The organism is Micromonospora sp. WMMA1363, from assembly GCF_030345795.1.
Taxonomy (GTDB): domain Bacteria; phylum Actinomycetota; class Actinomycetes; order Mycobacteriales; family Micromonosporaceae; genus Micromonospora.
Window position 1 is genome coordinate 5,154,766 of sequence record NZ_JAUALB010000001.1, and the last position, 18,149, is coordinate 5,172,914.

The 18,149-nt window shown below is 73.0% G+C and carries 14 protein-coding genes, 1 tRNA gene and 1 pseudogene; 12 read left to right on the forward strand and 4 right to left on the reverse strand.

Annotated elements, in window-relative coordinates; genetic code table 11:
• Window positions 1-37 precede the first annotated feature (37 nt).
• The 5 genes from QTQ03_RS24085 (at window position 38) to QTQ03_RS24105 (ending at window position 5,203) form a co-directional block, all read left to right on the forward strand.
• The gene (locus QTQ03_RS24085; RefSeq protein WP_289280026.1) at window positions 38-610 is read left to right on the forward strand and encodes a DUF7269 family protein; all 573 of its coding nucleotides are present in this window, start codon (window positions 38-40) and stop codon (window positions 608-610) included.
• Complete coding sequence (locus QTQ03_RS24090; protein ID WP_289280027.1) at window positions 607-1,617, forward strand: AAA family ATPase; 1,011 nt, start codon at window positions 607-609, stop codon at window positions 1,615-1,617. Before QTQ03_RS24085 ends, QTQ03_RS24090 begins: the two co-directional genes overlap by 4 nt.
• The gene (locus tag QTQ03_RS24095; RefSeq protein ID WP_289280028.1) at window positions 1,614-3,032 is read left to right on the forward strand and encodes a DUF58 domain-containing protein; all 1,419 of its coding nucleotides are present in this window, start codon (window positions 1,614-1,616) and stop codon (window positions 3,030-3,032) included. Before QTQ03_RS24090 ends, QTQ03_RS24095 begins: the two co-directional genes overlap by 4 nt.
• A gap of 176 nt (window positions 3,033-3,208) precedes the next feature.
• Complete coding sequence (locus tag QTQ03_RS24100; protein WP_289280967.1) at window positions 3,209-3,769, forward strand: hypothetical protein; 561 nt, start codon at window positions 3,209-3,211, stop codon at window positions 3,767-3,769.
• A 102-nt stretch (window positions 3,770-3,871) separates the two neighbouring features.
• Window positions 3,872-5,203 carry an NAD(P)/FAD-dependent oxidoreductase gene (locus QTQ03_RS24105; protein WP_289280029.1) on the forward strand — a complete coding sequence of 444 codons (1,332 nt, stop codon included), beginning with the start codon at window positions 3,872-3,874 and terminating at the stop codon, window positions 5,201-5,203.
• A 91-nt stretch (window positions 5,204-5,294) separates the two neighbouring features.
• On the opposite strand, the gene QTQ03_RS24110 is transcribed toward QTQ03_RS24105, so the two are convergent.
• Window positions 5,295-7,178: a hypothetical protein gene (locus QTQ03_RS24110; RefSeq protein ID WP_289280030.1), complete on the reverse strand. Its 1,884-nt coding sequence runs from the start codon at window positions 7,176-7,178 to the stop codon at window positions 5,295-5,297.
• A gap of 148 nt (window positions 7,179-7,326) precedes the next feature.
• Between QTQ03_RS24110 and QTQ03_RS24115 the strand changes: the two genes are divergently transcribed.
• The 7 genes from QTQ03_RS24115 (at window position 7,327) to QTQ03_RS24145 (ending at window position 14,241) form a co-directional block, all read left to right on the forward strand.
• A tRNA-Leu gene (locus QTQ03_RS24115) sits at window positions 7,327-7,407 on the forward strand.
• A gap of 258 nt (window positions 7,408-7,665) precedes the next feature.
• A complete protein-coding gene (locus QTQ03_RS24120; protein ID WP_289280031.1) occupies window positions 7,666-8,364 on the forward strand; it encodes a response regulator transcription factor in 699 nt (232 codons plus the stop codon).
• A 6-nt stretch (window positions 8,365-8,370) separates the two neighbouring features.
• Window positions 8,371-9,795 carry a sensor histidine kinase gene (locus tag QTQ03_RS24125; protein WP_289280032.1) on the forward strand — a complete coding sequence of 475 codons (1,425 nt, stop codon included), beginning with the start codon at window positions 8,371-8,373 and terminating at the stop codon, window positions 9,793-9,795.
• Between the two features lie 91 nt (window positions 9,796-9,886).
• The gene (locus QTQ03_RS24130) at window positions 9,887-10,624 is read left to right on the forward strand and encodes an LmeA family phospholipid-binding protein (protein WP_289280033.1); all 738 of its coding nucleotides are present in this window, start codon (window positions 9,887-9,889) and stop codon (window positions 10,622-10,624) included.
• A 32-nt stretch (window positions 10,625-10,656) separates the two neighbouring features.
• Window positions 10,657-12,882: an MMPL family transporter gene (locus QTQ03_RS24135; RefSeq protein ID WP_289280034.1), complete on the forward strand. Its 2,226-nt coding sequence runs from the start codon at window positions 10,657-10,659 to the stop codon at window positions 12,880-12,882.
• 44 nt (window positions 12,883-12,926) lie between these two features.
• On the forward strand, window positions 12,927-13,742 hold the full coding sequence (locus QTQ03_RS24140) for a Bax inhibitor-1/YccA family protein (protein WP_289280035.1): 816 nt from the start codon (window positions 12,927-12,929) through the stop codon (window positions 13,740-13,742).
• Window positions 13,743-13,920: 178 nt separating this feature from the next.
• Complete coding sequence (locus tag QTQ03_RS24145; protein ID WP_289280036.1) at window positions 13,921-14,241, forward strand: hypothetical protein; 321 nt, start codon at window positions 13,921-13,923, stop codon at window positions 14,239-14,241.
• A 332-nt stretch (window positions 14,242-14,573) separates the two neighbouring features.
• Here QTQ03_RS24145 and QTQ03_RS24150 read toward each other — a convergent pair whose 3' ends face one another.
• The 3 genes and pseudogenes from QTQ03_RS24150 to QTQ03_RS24160 form a co-directional block, all read right to left on the reverse strand.
• On the reverse strand, window positions 14,574-15,836 hold the full coding sequence (locus QTQ03_RS24150; RefSeq protein WP_289280037.1) for an acetyl-CoA C-acetyltransferase: 1,263 nt from the start codon (window positions 15,834-15,836) through the stop codon (window positions 14,574-14,576).
• Between the two features lie 276 nt (window positions 15,837-16,112).
• Window positions 16,113-16,916, reverse strand: coding sequence for an SGNH/GDSL hydrolase family protein (locus QTQ03_RS24155; protein ID WP_289280038.1), 804 nt, complete (start codon window positions 16,914-16,916; stop codon window positions 16,113-16,115).
• Window positions 16,913-18,000, reverse strand: a pseudogene (locus QTQ03_RS24160) (SGNH/GDSL hydrolase family protein). The gene QTQ03_RS24155 and the pseudogene QTQ03_RS24160 overlap by 4 nt, the downstream one beginning before the upstream one ends.
• Window positions 18,001-18,149: the final 149 nt, after the last annotated feature.

Here is an 18,149-nt window from a genome sequence, read left to right on the forward strand (position 1 = left end):
CATCCGGTACCGGCGGCGAACGCGGCGAGGCGTCGGGATGAGCGGCACGAGCATCGACGACCTGCTCACCGCCGAGGAGGACGGGCCGTCCCGTCGGCCGCGCTCCGGCAGGCGGTCCGGGCAGGTGCTGCGGGCGGTTCTCGCGGTGGCCGCCGCCGTGGTCGTCCTGGCCGCCGGTCTCCGTGTGCTGGGTCTGCAGGTGTCGCCGCTGGTCCTGGTGGCCGCGGTGGCCGCCCTGATCGCGGTGCGCCGGGTCGTCAGTTCCCTGGCGCCGCCCCGGTCGGCCGCCCGAACGGCCCCGAAGGCAGGCCGAAGCGCCGGCGGCCCAGGCACCGGGGACGCGCTGCGCACCGCGATCAATGGGTGGGAACGGCCGCTGGACTGGGCGTCGGGCGACCGCGAGCGGTTCGCCGAGCGGATCCTGCCCCGCCTCGGTGAGTTGACCGACGAACGCCTGCGTCAGCGCCACGGCCTGACCCGCGACTCCGATCCGGCCCGGGCCCGGGCCTTGCTGGGGGAGCCGCTGTGGACGTTCCTCGCCGCACCGTCCCGCCGCACTCCGTCGCCGCGTGCCCTCGCGGCGATCGTCGCCGAACTGGAGAAAATATGAACGACGTGTCCCGGACCATGCCCCCCACCGAGGTCGGTCACCTCGCCCGGGCGGTGCTGGGCGCGGTCGGCGAGGTCGTGGTCGGCAAGCGGGAGGCGCTGGAGCTGGTGCTCGCCGGTATCCTGGCCGGCGGCCACGTACTGCTGGAGGATCTGCCCGGCCTGGGTAAGACGTTGACCGCCCGCACCTTCGCGCAGGCGCTCGGGCTGGACTTCCGCCGCCTTCAGTTCACCCCCGACCTGCTGCCGGCCGATGTGACCGGCTCCTTCCTGTACGACCAGCGCACCGGCGACTTCACGTTCCGGGCCGGCCCGGTCTTCACCAACCTCCTGCTCGCCGACGAGATCAACCGCACCCCGCCGAAGACCCAGTCGGCGCTGCTGGAGGCCATGCAGGAGAAGCAGGTCTCGGTCGAGGGCGTGACATACCGGCTGGACGAGCCCTTCCACGTGCTCGCCACGGCGAACCCGGTCGAGTACGAGGGCACCTACCCGCTGCCGGAGGCACAGCTGGACCGTTTCCTGCTCCGGGTCTCCTTCGGCTACCCCGAACACGAGGAGGAGTGGGAGGTGCTGCGCCGCCGGATGGCCCGTCGCCGCGAGGAGGCGGTGATCAAACCGGTCGTGGACGCCGCTACCCTGCGCGCCATGCAGGCCGCACTGGAAGACGTGGTGGTGGAGGACTCGGTGGGGCGGTACATGGTCGCCCTGACCGCGGCCACCCGGGAGCACCCGTCGGTGCTGGTCGGCGCCTCGCCGCGCGGGTCGCTGGCGCTGCTTCTGCTGGCCCGGGTCCGTGCCGTGACGGCGGGCCGCGACTTCGTCGTACCGGAGGACGTCAAGGACGTGGCGGTGCCGGCACTCGCCCACCGCATCACGCTACGCCCGGAGATGTGGCTGCGCCGGGTGGATCCGTCCTTCGTGGTTGGTGAGGTGCTGGCCGGCACCCCGGCCCCGACCAGCGGCGCCCTGCCCAGCTACGCCGCCGGCCGGTCCGGGCATCCATGAGCCGTTCCGCCCCGCCGCCGTCCTCGCTGGACCCGCCTGTCGTGCCGCCACCGGTGGAGCCGGAGTCCGGGTGGGCGCCGACGCCCGCGCTGGGCCGGGCCGTGCTGCTCACCGGGTTGCTGCTGGTCGCCGGTGTCCTGCTGGGCCGGGTCGACCTGATCGTGCTGGCCGCGCCGTTCGCGCTCGGCACCGCGTACGCGCTGCGCCGCCGGCCCGCTGCGGCGCCCCAAATCTGGATCTCCACCGACGACGATCATCTGGTCGAGGGCGGCGAGTGCGATGGCAGGGTCAGCGTCGGCAACCCGGACCTCGTCGGGTACGACGTGGCGGTGCTGCGCACCCGCGTGTCGCCCTGGCTGCGGGTCGAGCGGGCCATGTTCGCCGGCGTCACCGTCGCCACCGCCGGCGAGCGGATCGCGTCCGCGGTGGACCGCCCGTTCGTGACCTCGGTGTCGCCCGACTCGGCGGTCGACCTGGAGTTGACCGGCACCGCCCGGCGGTGGGGACGCCATCCGCTCGGCCCGGCCGGTGTTCGGGTGGCCGTCGCGCACGGTCTGCTGGTGTCCCGGGCGGTGATCGTGGAACCGGCCCGGGTCCGGGTCTACCCGGCGACCGAACCGTTCGACGCGGTCGAGGCGATGCCCCGGGCCGCCGGGCTGGTGGGGGCGCACCACTCCCGCCGGCCGGGCGAGGGCGGCGAGTTGGCGGGTGTCCGCGTCTTCGCCCCGGGGGACCGGCTCCGCCGGATCGACTGGCGGGTCTCGCTGCGGGCTCGGCAACTGCACGTGGCGGCGACGCTCTCCGACCGGGACGCCGAGGTGGTGGTGCTGCTGGACGTCCTGGCGGAGGCGGGCGCGTCCGGCGGGGTCGCCGGTGCGGCGTCGGTGCTGGACACCACCGTCCGGAGCGCCGCGGCGATCGCCGAGCACTACCTGCATCGGGGGGACCGGGTGGCTCTCCAGGAGTACGGTCCCGCCGCCCGCCGGCTTCGTCCCGGCACCGGTCGGCGGCACTACCTGACCGTGCTGGAGTGGCTGCTGGACGTCGAGGGGGGAAACTCACCGCACGAGCCGTACGAGTTCGCGTTCGGCACCCACATGATCTCGCCCGACGCGTTGGCGGTCGTCCTCACCCCGCTGCTCGACGAGCGGTCCGCGCAGATGCTCGCGCGGCTCGCCCGCTCCGGCCGGTTCGTGGTGGCGGTGGACACCCTGCCAGCCGAACTGCCGATGCCGAAGGATCGGGGCTGGGCCGAGGTGGCGTACCGGCTGTGGCGGTTGGACCGGGACACCATGATCGAGCAGTTGCGCGAGCACGGCGTGCCGGTGGTGCGCTGGGCCGGCGCGGGCAGCCTGGACCAGGTGCTGCGGGACGTGGCCCGGCTGGCGGTGGCCCCGCGGGCGGGGGCCAGGTGAGCGCGAGGAACGTAGCGCAGCGGAGTCCCGCAGTCGGGAACGACGGTGGGTTCGGGTGAGCGCGAGGAACGTAGCGCAGCGGAGTCCCGCAGTCGGGAACGACGGTGGGTTCGGGTGAGCGCGAGGAACGTAGCGCAGCGGAGTCCCGCAGTCGGGAACGAAGGTGGGTTCGGGTGATTGATACCGTGATCGGGCGGATTCGGGCGATCCGGTCGGCTGCGGCCCGGGTCGGGCCGGTGCCGCTGCTGGTGCGGGCCGGGATCTTTCTCACCGCCCTGCTCGGGCTGGTGCTCGCGTACCCGTCCGAGGTGCTGCTTGGGCGTCCCTTGGTGGCGTTGCTGCTGGTGGCGCTGTTGCCTGCGCTTTCGCCGCGGCGGATATGGCCGAGCTTCGCCGTGCTGGTCGCAGCTGCGGGCTGGCTGGTCGCCACCGACGGCTACGGCCGGCCGATCGCGCTGTGGCGGCTGCTCGCCGTGGCGACGCTGCTCTATCTCACGCACACGCTGTGCGCGCTCGCCGCGGTGTTGCCCTACGACGCGGTCGTCGACCCGGGGCTGGTCCTCCGGTGGCTGCTGCGGGCCGGTGCGGTGATCCTGGGCGCCGCGGTGCTGGGCGTCCTCCTGGTGGAGTTGTCCGGGGCCGGCGGTGCGCCGGGTATCCAGGCGGCGACGGTGGCCGGCCTGGTGGTCGCGGCCGCGGTGACGGCGTTGTTGGGGTGGCTGCTGCGTCGGCCCTGACCCGGGTGGATGCGGGGTTACGCAGGTCACAGCGGTTGTGCTCCGTCACATCGAAGGGCCGCGCCCGGGATTAGCCGAGCCGCCCGGGGAAAGATAGTTGATGTGAATCCGAAGCGGATCCTTGTGGTGGGTGCCGGACACGTCGGCCTGTATGCCGCGTTGCGCCTGTCGAAGAAGCTCAGCTCGCGTGAGGCTGAGGTCGTCGTGGTGGACCCTCAGCCTCACATGACCTACCAGCCCTTCCTGCCGGAAGCGGCGGCAGGCAACATCTCGCCCCGGCACTCCGTGGTGCCGCTGCGGCGTGAGTTGCGCAAGTGCAAGGTCCTCGCGGGCGCGGTGACCCGGATCGATCACGCCAACCGGACCGCGGTGGTGCAGCCGATCGTCGGCCCGACCCGCGAGATCCGGTACGACCACGTCGTGGTCGCCCCCGGTTCCGTCTCGCGGACGCTGCCGATTCCCGGCCTGCACGAGCACGGCATCGGCTTCAAGACCATCGGTGAGGCCATCTACCTCCGCAACCACGTGCTGGACCGGTTGGACGTGGCCGCAGCCACCGAGGACCCGCGGGTCCGCCGGAGCGCCCTGACGTTCGTCTTCGTCGGCGGCGGGTACGCCGGCATCGAGGCGCTCGCCGAGATGGAGGACATGGCCCGGGACGCCCTGCGCTACTACCCGGAGCTGGAGCCGACGGACATGCGCTGGGTGCTGGTCGAGGCCACCCAGCGGGTGTTGCCCGAGGTCGGTCGGGACATGGGTGCCTACACGGTGCAGCAGCTGCTCAAGCGGAACATGGACATCCGGCTGGACACGCGCCTGGAATCCTGCGTCGACGGGGTGGTGAAGCTGTCCGACGGCGACAGCTTCCGCGCGGACACCATTGTCTGGACGGCCGGCGTGAAGCCGTCGCCGATGTTGGACGCCACCGACTTCCCGCGCGACGCGCGGCGTCGGGTCACCTGCGTGCCGACTCTGCAGATCGTCGACGGTGACCGGGTCGTGGAGGGCGCGTGGAGCGCCGGTGACTGCGCCGCGGTGCCGGACCTGACCAAGGAACCGGGCAACTACTGCTCGCCGAGCGCCCAGCACGCGGTGCGCCAGGCGACCCGGATGGCCGACAACATCGTCAACGTCGTCCGCGGCCGGGAACCGGTGAACTATCAGCACAAGCACGCCGGCAGCGTGGCCAGCCTCGGGCTGTACAAGGGCGTCGCGCAGGTCTACGGCGTCAAGATGAAGGGCTGGCCCGCCTGGTTCATGCACCGGACGTACCACATGAGCCGGATTCCGTCGTTCAACCGGAAAGTCCGGGTTGTGGTCGACTGGTCGCTGGCGTTCTTCCTCAAGCGTGAGGTGGTCGCCCTGGGCCAGCTGCACGACCCACGGGAGGAGTTCGCCGAAGCCTCCCAGCCGGTCGGCGCCGGCTCGCGCTGAATGTGGGAAGGGTCCCGCTGAATCTGGGGAGGTCCCGCCAACCGCGGGCGTATCCGCGGGGAGGGGTTTTGTCCCGGTTCTCGGGGCGTTGTCAGACCCGCCAGATCCAGACGTCGTCGATCCGCGTCGACGGGCCGTAGAGCTGTTCCAGCGTCCCGCGCAGCTGGTCCGCGTGCCGGGTTTCGACGGCCAGTACCACGCACGACGCGCGCCAGAAGTGCACGTCCTCGGCGGCCTGCCGGCGCTCTCGCTCATCGACGACCGGCCGGAGTCCCCGCTTGGCCACCCCCTCCAGCAGGAGGGCGGTGGGCCGCCGGGCGGCTCCCATCACCGCCGACCCGTTCCGGCCGTACGGCCCGATGAAGAACCCTTCCGGCATGCCGAACGCGGCGTCGGCGGCGGTGGCCCAGCGCATCGGCCACGGCTCCCCGGGCGTGGCGAGCGGCACCGGCACCAGCACTCCGCCCGGTGGAACGCACTGGCGCCAGTGCCCGGCGGTGATGAACGCCGGGACCGACGGTCGCTCGGCGGTCGGCAGCGGGAGTGGGAACAGCGGCAACAGGGCTGCCCCGACCGTCGCGGGGACCCACCTCCGGGCCCGGCCGTCGACGCTCAGCGCCCGGTCGACCGCCAGCACCAGCACCGTGGCGATCAGCGGGAGCGCCGCGAGCGCGAACCGCGTCGGCAGCGCGCCGTCCACCACCGGCAGGCCGGCGAGCAGGGCGTACGGCGCGGGCAGCGCGGTGCGGTTCCCGTCGACGACCACCTGCGGACCGAGTGACAACGCGCCGGTCACGAGGGCGCCGACGACGCACGCCACCACCAGTCGGCGACGGCCCAGCCAGAGCGCGCAGGCAGCGGTGACCAGCAGCAGCGGCCAGCCGAGGAAGCTGTTGTACTCCGCCGGCCCGGTGGTTAGCCGCGCGGACCCCTCCGCGCCGAGCAGCGACAGCGGCGACACCGCCCACCAGCTGCGCAGATCCGCTGAGAAGTAGTGTGGGTCGAACATTCCGGCGGTGACCCCCTGCGGGCCGGCGAACTGGAACCACAGCGGCCAGGCGAGCAGGAGCAGGGCGGCGCCGCTGGCGAGTAGCATCCCGCCGACGAAGCCGGGCAACGCCCGGCGGGCCCGGTTCCGGTCGGTCACGGCGTACGTGATCGCGGTCACCAGCAGGGTGAGCGCGGTGAGGAAGAGCACCTCCTCGCCGACGAAGACCTGGACGCTCACCACCGCCGCGAGGCCCACCGCCGACGTGAGGATCCGCCGGTCCGGCCCCGGGCCCGATCCGTTGGTGGTGGGGACGGCGGTGCCGACTGCCGGGACGGTGGCGGTGGGGTCGGCGGTCGCAGGATCGGCGGCTCGGAGCAGGCGGACCACCAGCCAGACGATCACCGGGACCAGCCACTGCGCGGTCATGTGCAGGTGGCTGTTGGTCTGCGACACCATGCCGGGACCGAATCCGCACAGTGTGCCGCCCACCAGGGCGGCGGCCGACCGAACCCGCAGCGTTCGGGTGTAGAGCAGGTACCAGGCGACGGCGGTACCAGCGAGGTTCGCCCCGGCCAGCAGGGCAAAGGTGACCGGTGCGCCGAACAGGAGGGTGACCGGGGCCAGCGGCACCCCGAGGGCGATCACCGTCGTGTTGGTCATCAGGTTCACGCCGTCGGGCGCGTTCAACCGGTCGGTGAGCAGGCTGAAGTCACCGAGCAGCGCTCGGGCGTCGACGGCCAGGAACCACTCGTAGAGGGCCTGGTCCTCGGGGTTGAGCGACAGGACGCGCGCCCCGGGATCGGGCCAGAGTCCGTGGGTGAGCCAGCCGGCCAGCGCCAGGAACAACAGCGCGACGGCGAGATCGACGCGGCGGCGGGCGAGCGCGGTCGGCAGCCGGGCCAGCCGGTGTCGGAGCGAGCGCCGGAGACCGCGGCGAGCAGTGTGCTGGACGGCATCGGGGGCAGTAGGGGCTGCGCTGCTCACGGCCTCGACCCTAGTGCCGGCAGGGCGCCGGGGTACGCCCGGCCGCCGAGGACCCGCTACGGTGACACTGCACCAGATGTGTCGAGCGGGTCGGCGGCGCACGCCGCGCCGGAGCTCCGGTCCGTTGGCGGACGCGTCGGTGTCACCGGCCCGGGTGGTGGAACGGCAGACACGGCCGCCTTAAAAGCGGCTGCCGCAAGGCGTGCGGGTTCGATTCCCGCCCCGGGCACGCACCGCATCCGCAACGGAGACCACGGACGCCACAGCAGGATGGCCGGCAGTCCGGCGACGCCAAGAACGCCGTGACGGTGGCGCCGGCTCCGACGGCCGATCCCGGTACCCCGCGACCGGCGAGGGCACGGGCCGGCGTTCAGCGGGGGTGGCCGTGCCGGCCCGACGGCGTGCGAGGAGCGGCAGCGCGGCCACCCGCGGTGGATTCCCAGCCTGCTCTCATCCTTCTCCCATCCGCGGATGGTGTCATCGGTACGTGGGCAGGGCTGACCGGATCCTGGTCGTCGACGACCAGCCGAACATCGTCGACATGCTGACGACCGTGCTCGAGTTCCACGGTTTTCTGGTCAGCACGGCGGCGACGGCGGCGCAGGCACGAGCCCTGGTCGAGGCCGAGCGGCCCGATCTCGTCGTGCTCGACGTGCTGCTGCCGGACGGGGACGGATTCGAGCTGTGCCGCCAGCTGCGGGCGGACGGCCACCGATTCGGCATCGTGTTCCTGACCGCCCGCGACGCGCGCCGGGACATGGTGTCCGGGCTCACCTTCGGTGGCGACGACTACGTCACCAAGCCGTTCGCCATGGACGAGCTGCTGGCGCGGATCCGGGCGGTGCTACGACGCGTCGGCGCGGCCGAGCCCGGCAGCGCGTCCCCGGTGCTGCGCCACGCCGACCTCGAACTGGACGAGGACACCCTGATGGTGCACCGCGCCGGCCGGCCCGTTCCGTTGTCGCCGACCGAGTTCAAGTTGCTGCGTTACCTGATGAGCAACGCGGGACGGGTGCTGTCGCGTACCCAGATCCTGGAAGCGGTGTGGAGCTACGACTTCCGGGGTGAGTCGAACGTGGTGGACACCTACATCGGCTACCTCCGCCGTAAGCTCGACCCGCTCGGCGAACCGCTGATCGTCACGCACCGTGGGTTCGGCTACGCACTACGCGCACCGGGACGGTGACGGCCGGTGGCCGGGCGGCGGTGGGCTGGGCGGATGTCGCTACGCCGGTCGACCATGCTCAGCGTCGTGGCGCTCACCTGCGCCGCTCTCGTGGTGACCGGTGTGACCAGTGCGCTGGCGTTGCGGAGTAACCTGCTGGCGCGCCTCGACGCCCAGCTCCTCGCGGCGGCGGCCGTGATCGGGCAGCGGGGCCAACTCGTCGCCGGCGCTGGCTCCGATTGGACGCAGGTGGTGCGGTCGGCGGTGGCGCCGACGGAGTTCCTGGTGGAGGTCCGCCGCCCCGACGGCGGGCTGTCCCGGTTCGCCAGCACCACCGAGCTCCCGCCCCGCCCGCTGCTGGACCGGGCACCGGTGCCGCCCGGCGGCGGACGCTCGGCGTTGACGACGGTGACCACCGGCGCCGGCGAACGGTACCGGGTGGTAACGGTCGAGGTGAACGGCGCGGTGGCGCTGGTCGGCCTGCCGATGCGCCCGGTCGAGGAGACGGTGCTCCGGCTGGTCCGGATCGAGGTGGTGGTGTCGGCGGTTGTGGTGCTGCTGCTGGCGATCCTGGCCCGCTGGCTCGTCGCCTCCCGTCTGCGGCCGCTGGACCACATCGAGCGGACCGCGGCGGCGATCGCCGCTGGCGACCTGGACCGGCGGGTGCCGATCGAGGACGATCCGGACCGGTTGCGCCGGACCGAGGTGGGCCGGCTGACCCTGGCGGTCAACGGGATGCTGGCCCGCATCCATGTGGCGATGGCCGCTCGGGCTCGCTCGGAGGAGCGGATGCGGGCGTTCGTCGCCGACGCATCGCACGAGCTGCGGACACCGCTGACCTCGATCCGTGGCTACGCGCACCTGCTGCGGACCGGGGTGGTGGACCCGGCCGGTCGGCCCGACGTGCTCAACCGCGTCGACGACGAGGCCATCCGGATGAGCAGGATCGTCAACGACCTGCTGTTCCTGGCCCAGCTCGACGCCGAGCCGGCGCTGCGGCGTGAGCCGGTCGACCTCGCGGTGATCGCCCGCGACGCGGTCGCCGACGCGTTGGCCGTCGAACCGGACCGGCAGCTCGCGCTGGACGCGCCCGCGCACCTGGACGTGCTCGGGGACGGCGATGCCCTGCGTCAGGTGATGGCCAACCTGCTCGGTAACGTTCGGGCCCACACCCCCGCCGACTCGTCGGCCACTGTTTCGGTGCGCCGATCGGCGGGTGTGGTCCGGGTGGCGGTCGCCGACACCGGCCCGGGGATGTCGCCGGAGGCGGCAGGGCGGGCCTTCGACCGGTTCTTCCGCGCCGACACCGGTCGCAGCCGGACCGACGGTAGTGGTCTGGGCCTGGCCATCGTCGCCGAGGCCATCCGGGCGATGGGCGGAAAGGTCGGCGTCGACAGCGTCCTCGGCCGGGGCACCACGGTCTGGTTCACCATCCGCACACCGGATTCATGACGAACTCACATCCAGCTCTCGTCAAGCTCACGGCGTCGTCGAGTGGACTGGGCCGATGCGTTTGTGGCGACCCCGCTCACGGCGGGCATGGATGGTGACCCTCGCGGTGGCTGCCGGTGCCGCCGTACCGGTCGTGGCCGACCGGGGTGCGGCCGTGGCCGCCGAGCACCGGCTGGCGGCACGGATCGCGTGCGCCGTCGGGCTGACCGAGCGACCCGAGGTGTCGGTGCGGGGAGTGCCGTTCCTGACGCAGGCGCTGGCCGGGTCCTTCGAGAACGTCTCGGTGTCGGTGCGGGACCTGCGCCGGCCCGAGATCACCCTCACCGAGGTGGCGGCCGATCTGCGCGATGTCACCGCGCCGTCCGGTCTGCTGACCGGGGGAAGCGGGCCGCACGAGGTGCGCCTCGGTGCCGTCGAGGCTCAGGTGACGATCGGGTACGACCAGCTGCCCGCGGCCGACCGCGATCTCCGGCTGCGGGGCGGCGAGGCCGGGCTGGTCGTCGCCGACACCACGGCGCAGGTGTTCGGCCAGAACGTGCCGGTCACCGTGTACGCCGAGCCGGTGCTGACCGACGGGGTGCTGCGAATGGTCCCGGTCGAGGTCGAGCTGATGGGTCTGCGTACCTCCACCGACCGGCTGCCGCGTCAACTCGCCGGGCAGCGGCCGATCGAGCGCGAGCTGCCCGACCTGCCGGCGGGCCTACGCTGGACCCAGGCCGTCGCGACCGAGCACGGCCTGCGCCTCGAGCTGTCCGGTCAGGATCTCGCGGCGACCGTCGGTGCCGGCGGCCGACCGACAACCTCGTCCGACTGTGGGGGGAATGCGTGAGCAGCGTGGCAGAAGGACGCGTCCACCGGGCGATGACCCGGGTGGGTTCGCTGGCCGTCCGGCATCCGTGGGCGGTGATCGCGGCGTGGCTGGTGGCCGCCGCCCTCGTTGCTGCCGCGGTGGTCGGGTTCGGCCGACCGACAGCGGAGGACGTGGTCGTACCCGGCAGCGCCGGGCAGACCGGCCGGGAACTGTTGGACGAGCACTTCGCCGGTGCCGGTGACGCCACTGGAAGAATCATCCTGCGGGTCGACAGTGGTCGCCTGGACGACGCGGCCAACGCCGCGGCGATCAGCGCCGCCGCCGCTGACGTCACCGACGTCGCGCACGTGGTCGAGGTGACGCCGCCAGGCACCGGCACGATCAGCGCCGACGGCCGGACCGGCTATGTCACCGTGCGGTTCGACCTCGGCCCCCGCGACGTCACGCCCCAGCTGGCCGACGAGGTGATCGACGCCGCCGGTGACCTCCGCGACGCGGGCATCGAGACGGTTCCGGGCGGAGCTCTCGCCGTTCCGCGGGCTGAGACACGCACCAGCGAGCTGCTCGGCCTCGGTGTGGCGGCCATCGTCATGATCCTCGCCTTCGGCGGGCTGGTCGCCGCCGGCCTACCGCTGATCACCGCCTTGATCACCCTGGTGTGCGGGGTAGGGCTGATCGGTCTGGCCGGTCACCTCACCGGCATGCCGTCCGTCGCCGGCACGCTCGCGACCATGATCGGCCTCGGCGTCGGCATCGACTATGCGCTGTTCATCATCACCAGGTATCGAGACCTGCTCGCCGAGCGGAACGAGCCCGGACCGGCGATCGTGGCCGCGATCGGCACGTCCGGCAGCGCCGTGCTCTTCGCCGGCGGCACCGTCGTCGTCGCCCTCGGCGGCCTGGCCATCGCCGGCGTACCGATCCTGGCCACCCTGGGCTGGACGGCCGGCCTCGTCGTCCTGCTCGCCGTGGCGGCCGCCACCACCCTGCTGCCGGCGCTGCTGGCGGTGCTCGGGCACCGTGTCAACGCGCTACGGGTGGTCAGCCGGCGCGACCGCGGCCTGGACCGGTCCGGGTGGGGACGGCTAGCCGGCCGGGTCATTCGCCGTCCCGGGCGGTACGCGGTCGGCACCGCCGTGCTCCTCGCCGCCCTCGCCGCTCCGGCGGCCGGCCTGCAACTGGGCCAGACCGACCCAGGCGACGAGCCGCCCGGAAGTCCGGCCCGCACCGGATACGACCTGATGGCCGAGGGCTTCGGCCCCGGTGCCAACGGTCCCCTCACCGTCGTCGCCGAACTCGATCACCCCGCCGCTGGCCCGGATGACGCCCGGCTGACCGAGCTCAGCCAGCTGGTGACCGGCACGGCTGGCGTCGCGGTCGTGCAGCCGGTGCGCCTGTCGGCCGACGGGGAACTGGCATCGCTGCAGGTCCAGCCGGCCACCGCGCCGAGCGACCCGGCGACCGTCGACACGGTCCGGGCGCTGCGGTCGACCACCGTCGACGGGATGAGCGTGCACGTCACGGGCCAGACCGCCATCCGCGCCGATCTCGGCGACCGGGTGTCCGAGCGGATGCCGTGGGTCATCGCGACCGTCGTGGCGCTGTCGGCGGTGCTGCTGCTGTTCGCGTTCCGGGCGCCGGTCCTGGCGCTCAAGGCCGCCGTCATGAACCTGCTGTCGGTCGGCGCGGCATACGGCGCGTTGACCGCTGTGTTCAGCTGGGGTTGGGGGGTCGGCCTCACCGGCCTCGATGGTCCGGTGCCGGTCGAGGCGTACGTGCCGATGATGCTGTTCGCGCTGTTGTTCGGGCTGTCGATGGACTACGAGGTGTTTCTGCTCACCGCAGTGCGGGAGAGTTGGCTCGCCACCGGCGACAACCGACAGGCGGTGCGGACCGGGCTCGCCGCCACCGGCCGGGTCATCACGTCCGCCGCGCTGATCATGGTGTGCGTCTTCGCCAGCTTTGTGCTGAACCCCAACCCGGTGGTGAAGATGTTCGGCCTGGGTATGGCGGTCGCCATCGCCGTCGACGCCACAATCATTCGTGGCCTGCTGGTCCCGGCCACCATGGCCCTGCTCGGCCGGGCGAACTGGTGGATGCCGCGCCGACGCCGTGCCGGGGTCACGTCCGCGGCCGGGCTGACCGGTGGCGCCTTCTCCGACCGACCGGTGGAGTCGCGACGACCCCAAGATCACGATTCGGCCTCGGATCCTGAGGTTCTCAGCCATCACTCAGCGCTGCCATCTCCACCGGCTGCCCCGGACGTCTATCCTTGAGCCTGCACGGTGACGTGCAACGACCCCCTGAGGGAGGCCTGACAGTGAAGACCTCGAACCCGGTGCTCGCCCGGCTCGGCCAGGCGGCCGAGCGCGAGCGCGCCGCCGGGTACGCCCCGACCGGGCCGTATGGACAGCCCGGCTACCCCCAGCAATACCCGACGCAGGCTGGTTACCCGGCCGCCCCGCCGACCGTCAACACCATGTCCGTCGACGACGTGGTTGTGAAGACCGTCACCCTGCTCGGTGTCCTCGGCGTCACCGCGGCAGCCGCGTGGATGTTGATTCCGGACGCGCTGCTCGGCGTCGCCTGGATCGGTGCCGCGATGGTCGGCCTGGTGCTCGGCCTGATCATCTCGTTCTCCCGGATGGCGAATCCGGCATTGGTCGTCGCGTACGCCCTCGTCGAGGGCGTCCTCGTCGGAGCGGTCAGTAAATACTTCGAGACGCTGTACGAGGGCATCGTCCTGCAGGCCGTGGTGGCCAGCTTCGGCGTGTTCTTCCTGATGGCCATGCTCTACAAGGCGAAGGTCATCCGCGCCACACCGAAGTTCGTCAAGGGCATGATCGCCGTGATGGCCGGCCTCTTCGCGGTTATCATGATCAACCTGGTGCTGTCGCTCTTCGGCATCAACACCGGCCTGCGGGACGGCAGCCCGCTGGCGATCGGCTTCAGCCTGGTGGTGATCGTCGTGGCGGCGCTCAGCTTCGTGTTGAGCTTCAAGGAGGTCGAGGACGGCGTCCGGATGGGCCTGCCGCAGCGCTACTCCTGGGTCGCCGCGTTCGGCATCCTGGTGAGCCTCGTCTGGCTCTACATCGAGATCCTGCGCCTGCTCAGCTACTTCCAGGGCGACGACTGACCATCGCCCATCCCAACGGCAGACGCCCGGCTCCGCTCCGAGGGGCCGGGCGTCTGCCGTCCACCCCCGTCCACCCCGCGATCTTGCCGCACGGCCCGGGGCACGACCCGCCCCGACCGGGCAAACGGCGACCAGGACTGCGCGGTCGCGAGACGGGCGGCGGCGTAGACTCCGCCGGGTGAGTGAACCGGCGGAGCTGGCGCGGGCCGTGGAGCTGCTCGTGCGGCAGACAGGGCACTGGCAGCAGCCGCGGTGGGCCGCCGCCACCGGCGGCAACGCCTCCCGGGCGGACCTGGTGCACCGCCTGGTGCAAGAGATCGCCAATCTCGCCGCCGACGCCGAGGGCCAACCGCGCCGCACCGTTCCCCGCCTGGACAACGACCTCGTCCTGCCCGACCAGTTGTGCGTCGTCACCGCGGACCTCGTCGCCAACGACCCCCCGGCGCAGACGCTTGCCCGGGCCACCAGCGAGGTCAGCGCCATCCGCGCCGCGCTCTGAGCCCTGGGCCGCGGATCGTCGCGTCCCGCGGCGGACAGCCCGAGCCGGGCGCCCCGACAGGGCCGGTGGGGCGAGACGACTCCGGGTCTCCGGGACTGCCCGCCCCACGTCCGGCGAGGGCCCACACGTTTGGGTTTCGCGCTGCTGCTGTAGTTCTACACACGGTCGGGCCGGTTCCCGCGGCGGGCCCGGTCGCGTCGGTGGACATACCCGGCGCGACGTGACCGGATCGGGGACGACGACCTCCCGTGTCAGGGCCGGTCGGCGCCAGGAACCGGATTCCGGTGCGCCACGGCCCGCCGGCCCGGGCGGCAAGCCGTGGCGCGGGACGGTCAGCTCAGGCGTTCGAGAACCATGGCCATGCCCTGGCCGCCCCCGACGCACATCGTCTCCAGGCCGATGCTCTTGTCGTGCCAGTCGAGAGCGTTGAGCAGGGTGCCGGTGATCCGGGCACCGGTCATCCCGAACGGATGGCCGACGGCGATGGCGCCGCCCATCACGTTCAGCTTCTCCTCCGGGATGCCCAGTTGCCGGTACGAGGGGATCACCTGCGCGGCGAAGGCCTCGTTGATCTCCACCAGGTCGACGTCGTCGATGGTCATGCCGGCCCGCTTCAGAGCCTGCTTCGACGCCTCGACCGGGCCCAGCCCCATGATTTCCGGGGAGAGGGCGGTGACGCCGGTGGAGACGATCCGGGCCAGCGGGGTGAGCCCGAGGTCCTTCGCCCGCTGGGCGCTCATCACCACCACGGCGGCGGCACCGTCGTTGAGCGGGCAGCAGTTGCCCGCGGTGATCCGGCCGTCCGGCCGGAAGACCGGCTTCAGGGCGGAGACGGCCGCCAGGGTGACGCCGGCGCGGGGGCCGTCGTCGGTGCTGACCACGGTGCCGTCTGGCGTGGTGACCGGGGTGATCTCACGGGTCCAGAAGCCGTCGGAAATCGCCTTCTCGGCGAGGTTCTGGCTGCGTACGCCGAACTCGTCCATGTCAGCGCGGGTCACGTCGTGCACCTGGGCCAGGTTCTCGGCGGTCTGCCCCATGGCCAGGTAGATGTCCGGCAGCTCGCCGGACTCCCGCGGGTCGGTCCACACCTCGGCGCCGCCCTGCGCGCGGGTCTTCGAACGCTCCTGGGCGGCGGCGAAGCGCGGGTTCTCCCAGCCGCCGCCGACCAGCGCCTGCGCCTCCGAGGGCAGGCCGTCGGAGCTGCCCCGGGCATACCGGGAAACGGCCTCCACGCCGGCGGAGACGAAGACGTCCCCCTCGCCGGCCCGGATCGCGTGCATGGCCATCCGGGTCGTCTGGAGCGACGACGCACAGTACCGGGTCAGGGTGGCGCCGGGCAGACCGTCCAGCCCCATCAGAGTGGCGACCACGCGTGCCATGTTGAAGCCCTGCTCGCCGCCCGGCAGACCGCACCCCAGGTAGAGGTCGTCGATCTCGGTACGGTCGAGCTGTGGGATCTTGTCGAGAGCGGCCTGCACGATGGTCGCGGCGAGGTCGTCCGGGCGGACGTCGCGCAGGGATCCCTTGTGCGCCCGGCCGATGGGGGAGCGAGCGGTGGCGACGATGACGGCGTCGCGGGACGACTCAGTCGGCATGAACCAACGTTAACTTGTCAGAAACAACGCCCGGAAGGCGCGCCGGCGGCGGGAAATGTCACCCGGACCGGACCGGACCGGAGCGGACCGGACCGGAGCGGAGCGGACCGGACCGGAGCGGAGCGGACTGGAGCGGAGCGGACCGGGCCTGGCCGCGTCGACCGGCACGCCACGCCACGCGAAACCGCCGTCGACGGGCCCCACATCCCGTTGGTGACGGCGGATCGCCACGAGTCAGCCGTCGGCGCGCGGCGGGGCCGGCAGCGGCGTGCCGGGTCAGTGTCGGGTGGCGACCGCGGCGGCGGCCGCCACCGCGGGGAGCAGGGCGTGCGCCCACACCCGGTACCCGTCGGCGGACGGGTGGAAGCCATCGTGGCAGAGAGTGCCGGCGTCGGCCCGGAACACCGGGCCGGTCTCGGCCGCCAGGTCGACCACCGTGCCGCCGGCATCCAGCACCGCGCCCGTCTGCGCCCGGGCGAGCCGGCGCCCCGACCAACCGACCAGGTGCCGCAGCGGGGGCGCGATCGCGCGGACCGCACCGAGGTCGGGGCAGGTGCCCGCCACGACCTCCACCCTGGCCTCACGGAGCCGGTGCACGGCCGCGCCGAGGTAGGCGGCGGCGTCGGCTGGCCGACGCAGCGTGGTGGCATCGTTGGCACCGATCAGGATCACCGCCACATCGGGACGGTCGCCGAGCAGCGCGCGGGCGACCTGCGTGGCCAGGTCGGTCGAGCGTGAGCCGGAGACCCCCACGCTGGACAGGTGCACCAGCCGCCCGGTCGAGGCCGCGGCGATCAGGTGCGCCAGTTGACCGCCGATGGTGTCCTCGAGCCGGTCGACGCCGACACCGAGCGCCGACGAGTCACCGAGCAGCACGAGCCGCAACGGTGCCGCGCCGGCCCGGCCGACCGTGGCCCGCAGGGCCAGGCCCAACTCGGGCTGCGCGTACCGCCGGTGGCGTGCGGCGAAGGCCTGACCAGCCAGGACGGCCGCGCCGCTGACCGCCCCCGCGGCCAGGGAGAGCGCTGCCGTCCGCCCCAGCCGGCCAGCGAGACCCGAGGGGGCGAGACGACCGTTCACGGCGACACCGTCTCGGGGCGGACGATTCGCTCGGTCATGCGAGTCCCTCCACTGTGGGCACGTCCGCGGCTGGACCCGGTTGCGGTACGGCGCCGACACCGAAGAAGGCCCGCCGGCGCAGCTGCGCCCACCGACCGCCCGGCCCCCGCTCGTGCCCCCGGACCTGGGCGCCGCTGACCTCGGTCCCCGGGTGCCGCGCGGCCTCCTGGGCGGCCTCCGGCAGCGACCGTACGCCCTCGACGCGGGTCGGCGCGGGCCTGCGCTGCGAACCGCCGAGCGCGGAGAGGACCGTCGGCAGCAGCGCGGCGGCGGCCACGGCGTACCCTTCGGCGGACGGGTGGAACCGATCCCACGCGAACATCCGGCCCGGCTCGGCGACGAACCTCGGGCCGAGCAGGTCGCCGAGGGAGACCGTCCAACCGCCCGCCTCGACCACCGCCACCGTCTGGGCGGCGGCGAGCTGCCGGCTCCACCGGCGGGCCAGCCAGCGCAGCGGCGGCTGAATGGGCCGGATCGCGCCCAGGTCCGGACAGGTGCCGACGACCACCTCGCAACCGGCGGCCCGCAGCGCCGTGACCGCCTCGACCAGGTAGCGCACGGCCAGCACCGCTGGCGTGCGGTTGGTGACGTCGTTGCCGCCGATCAGGATCACGGCGATGTGGGGCTGGCTCTCGAGGGCCGCCTCGACCTGATGCCGCAACCCGGCCGAGAGGGCACCCACCACGGCGAACCGGTGCAGCCGGACCGGCCGTTGCAGCCGACGGGACAAGCCGGTGGCGAGCAGCGCGCCCGGCGTCTCGCGGCGGCGATGCACGCCGTACCCGGCGGCCGAGGAGTCACCGAGGACAACCATGGTGATCGCGGGATCGGGCAGCTTGGCGCCGTACACCCCGTCGCAGCGGGGCGGCGGGGCCTCCGCCATCGGGATCGTGCGGCGGGCCTGGCGAGCCTGGCCGATCAGCAACCCGCCGGTGGCGACGGCGGCAGCCGCGGTCGCGCCCGTGCCGATCGCGGCCAGCCGGGCGACGCGTCGGGCGGAGTGCCAACGCGGACCGGTCGGGACGGCGGAACCAGCGACCCCCATGAACCCGACACTATCGCGACCTCCGGACACGCCGCTGTCGCCGTGGCGGCAGGCCGGGGGCCTGGAAGTCGACGCGTCTGGGTATCTGTTCCGACTACCCGGTGGGGTTGCGCCGGGGCGGCACCCTGACATGTGGGAGGGAGCGACGA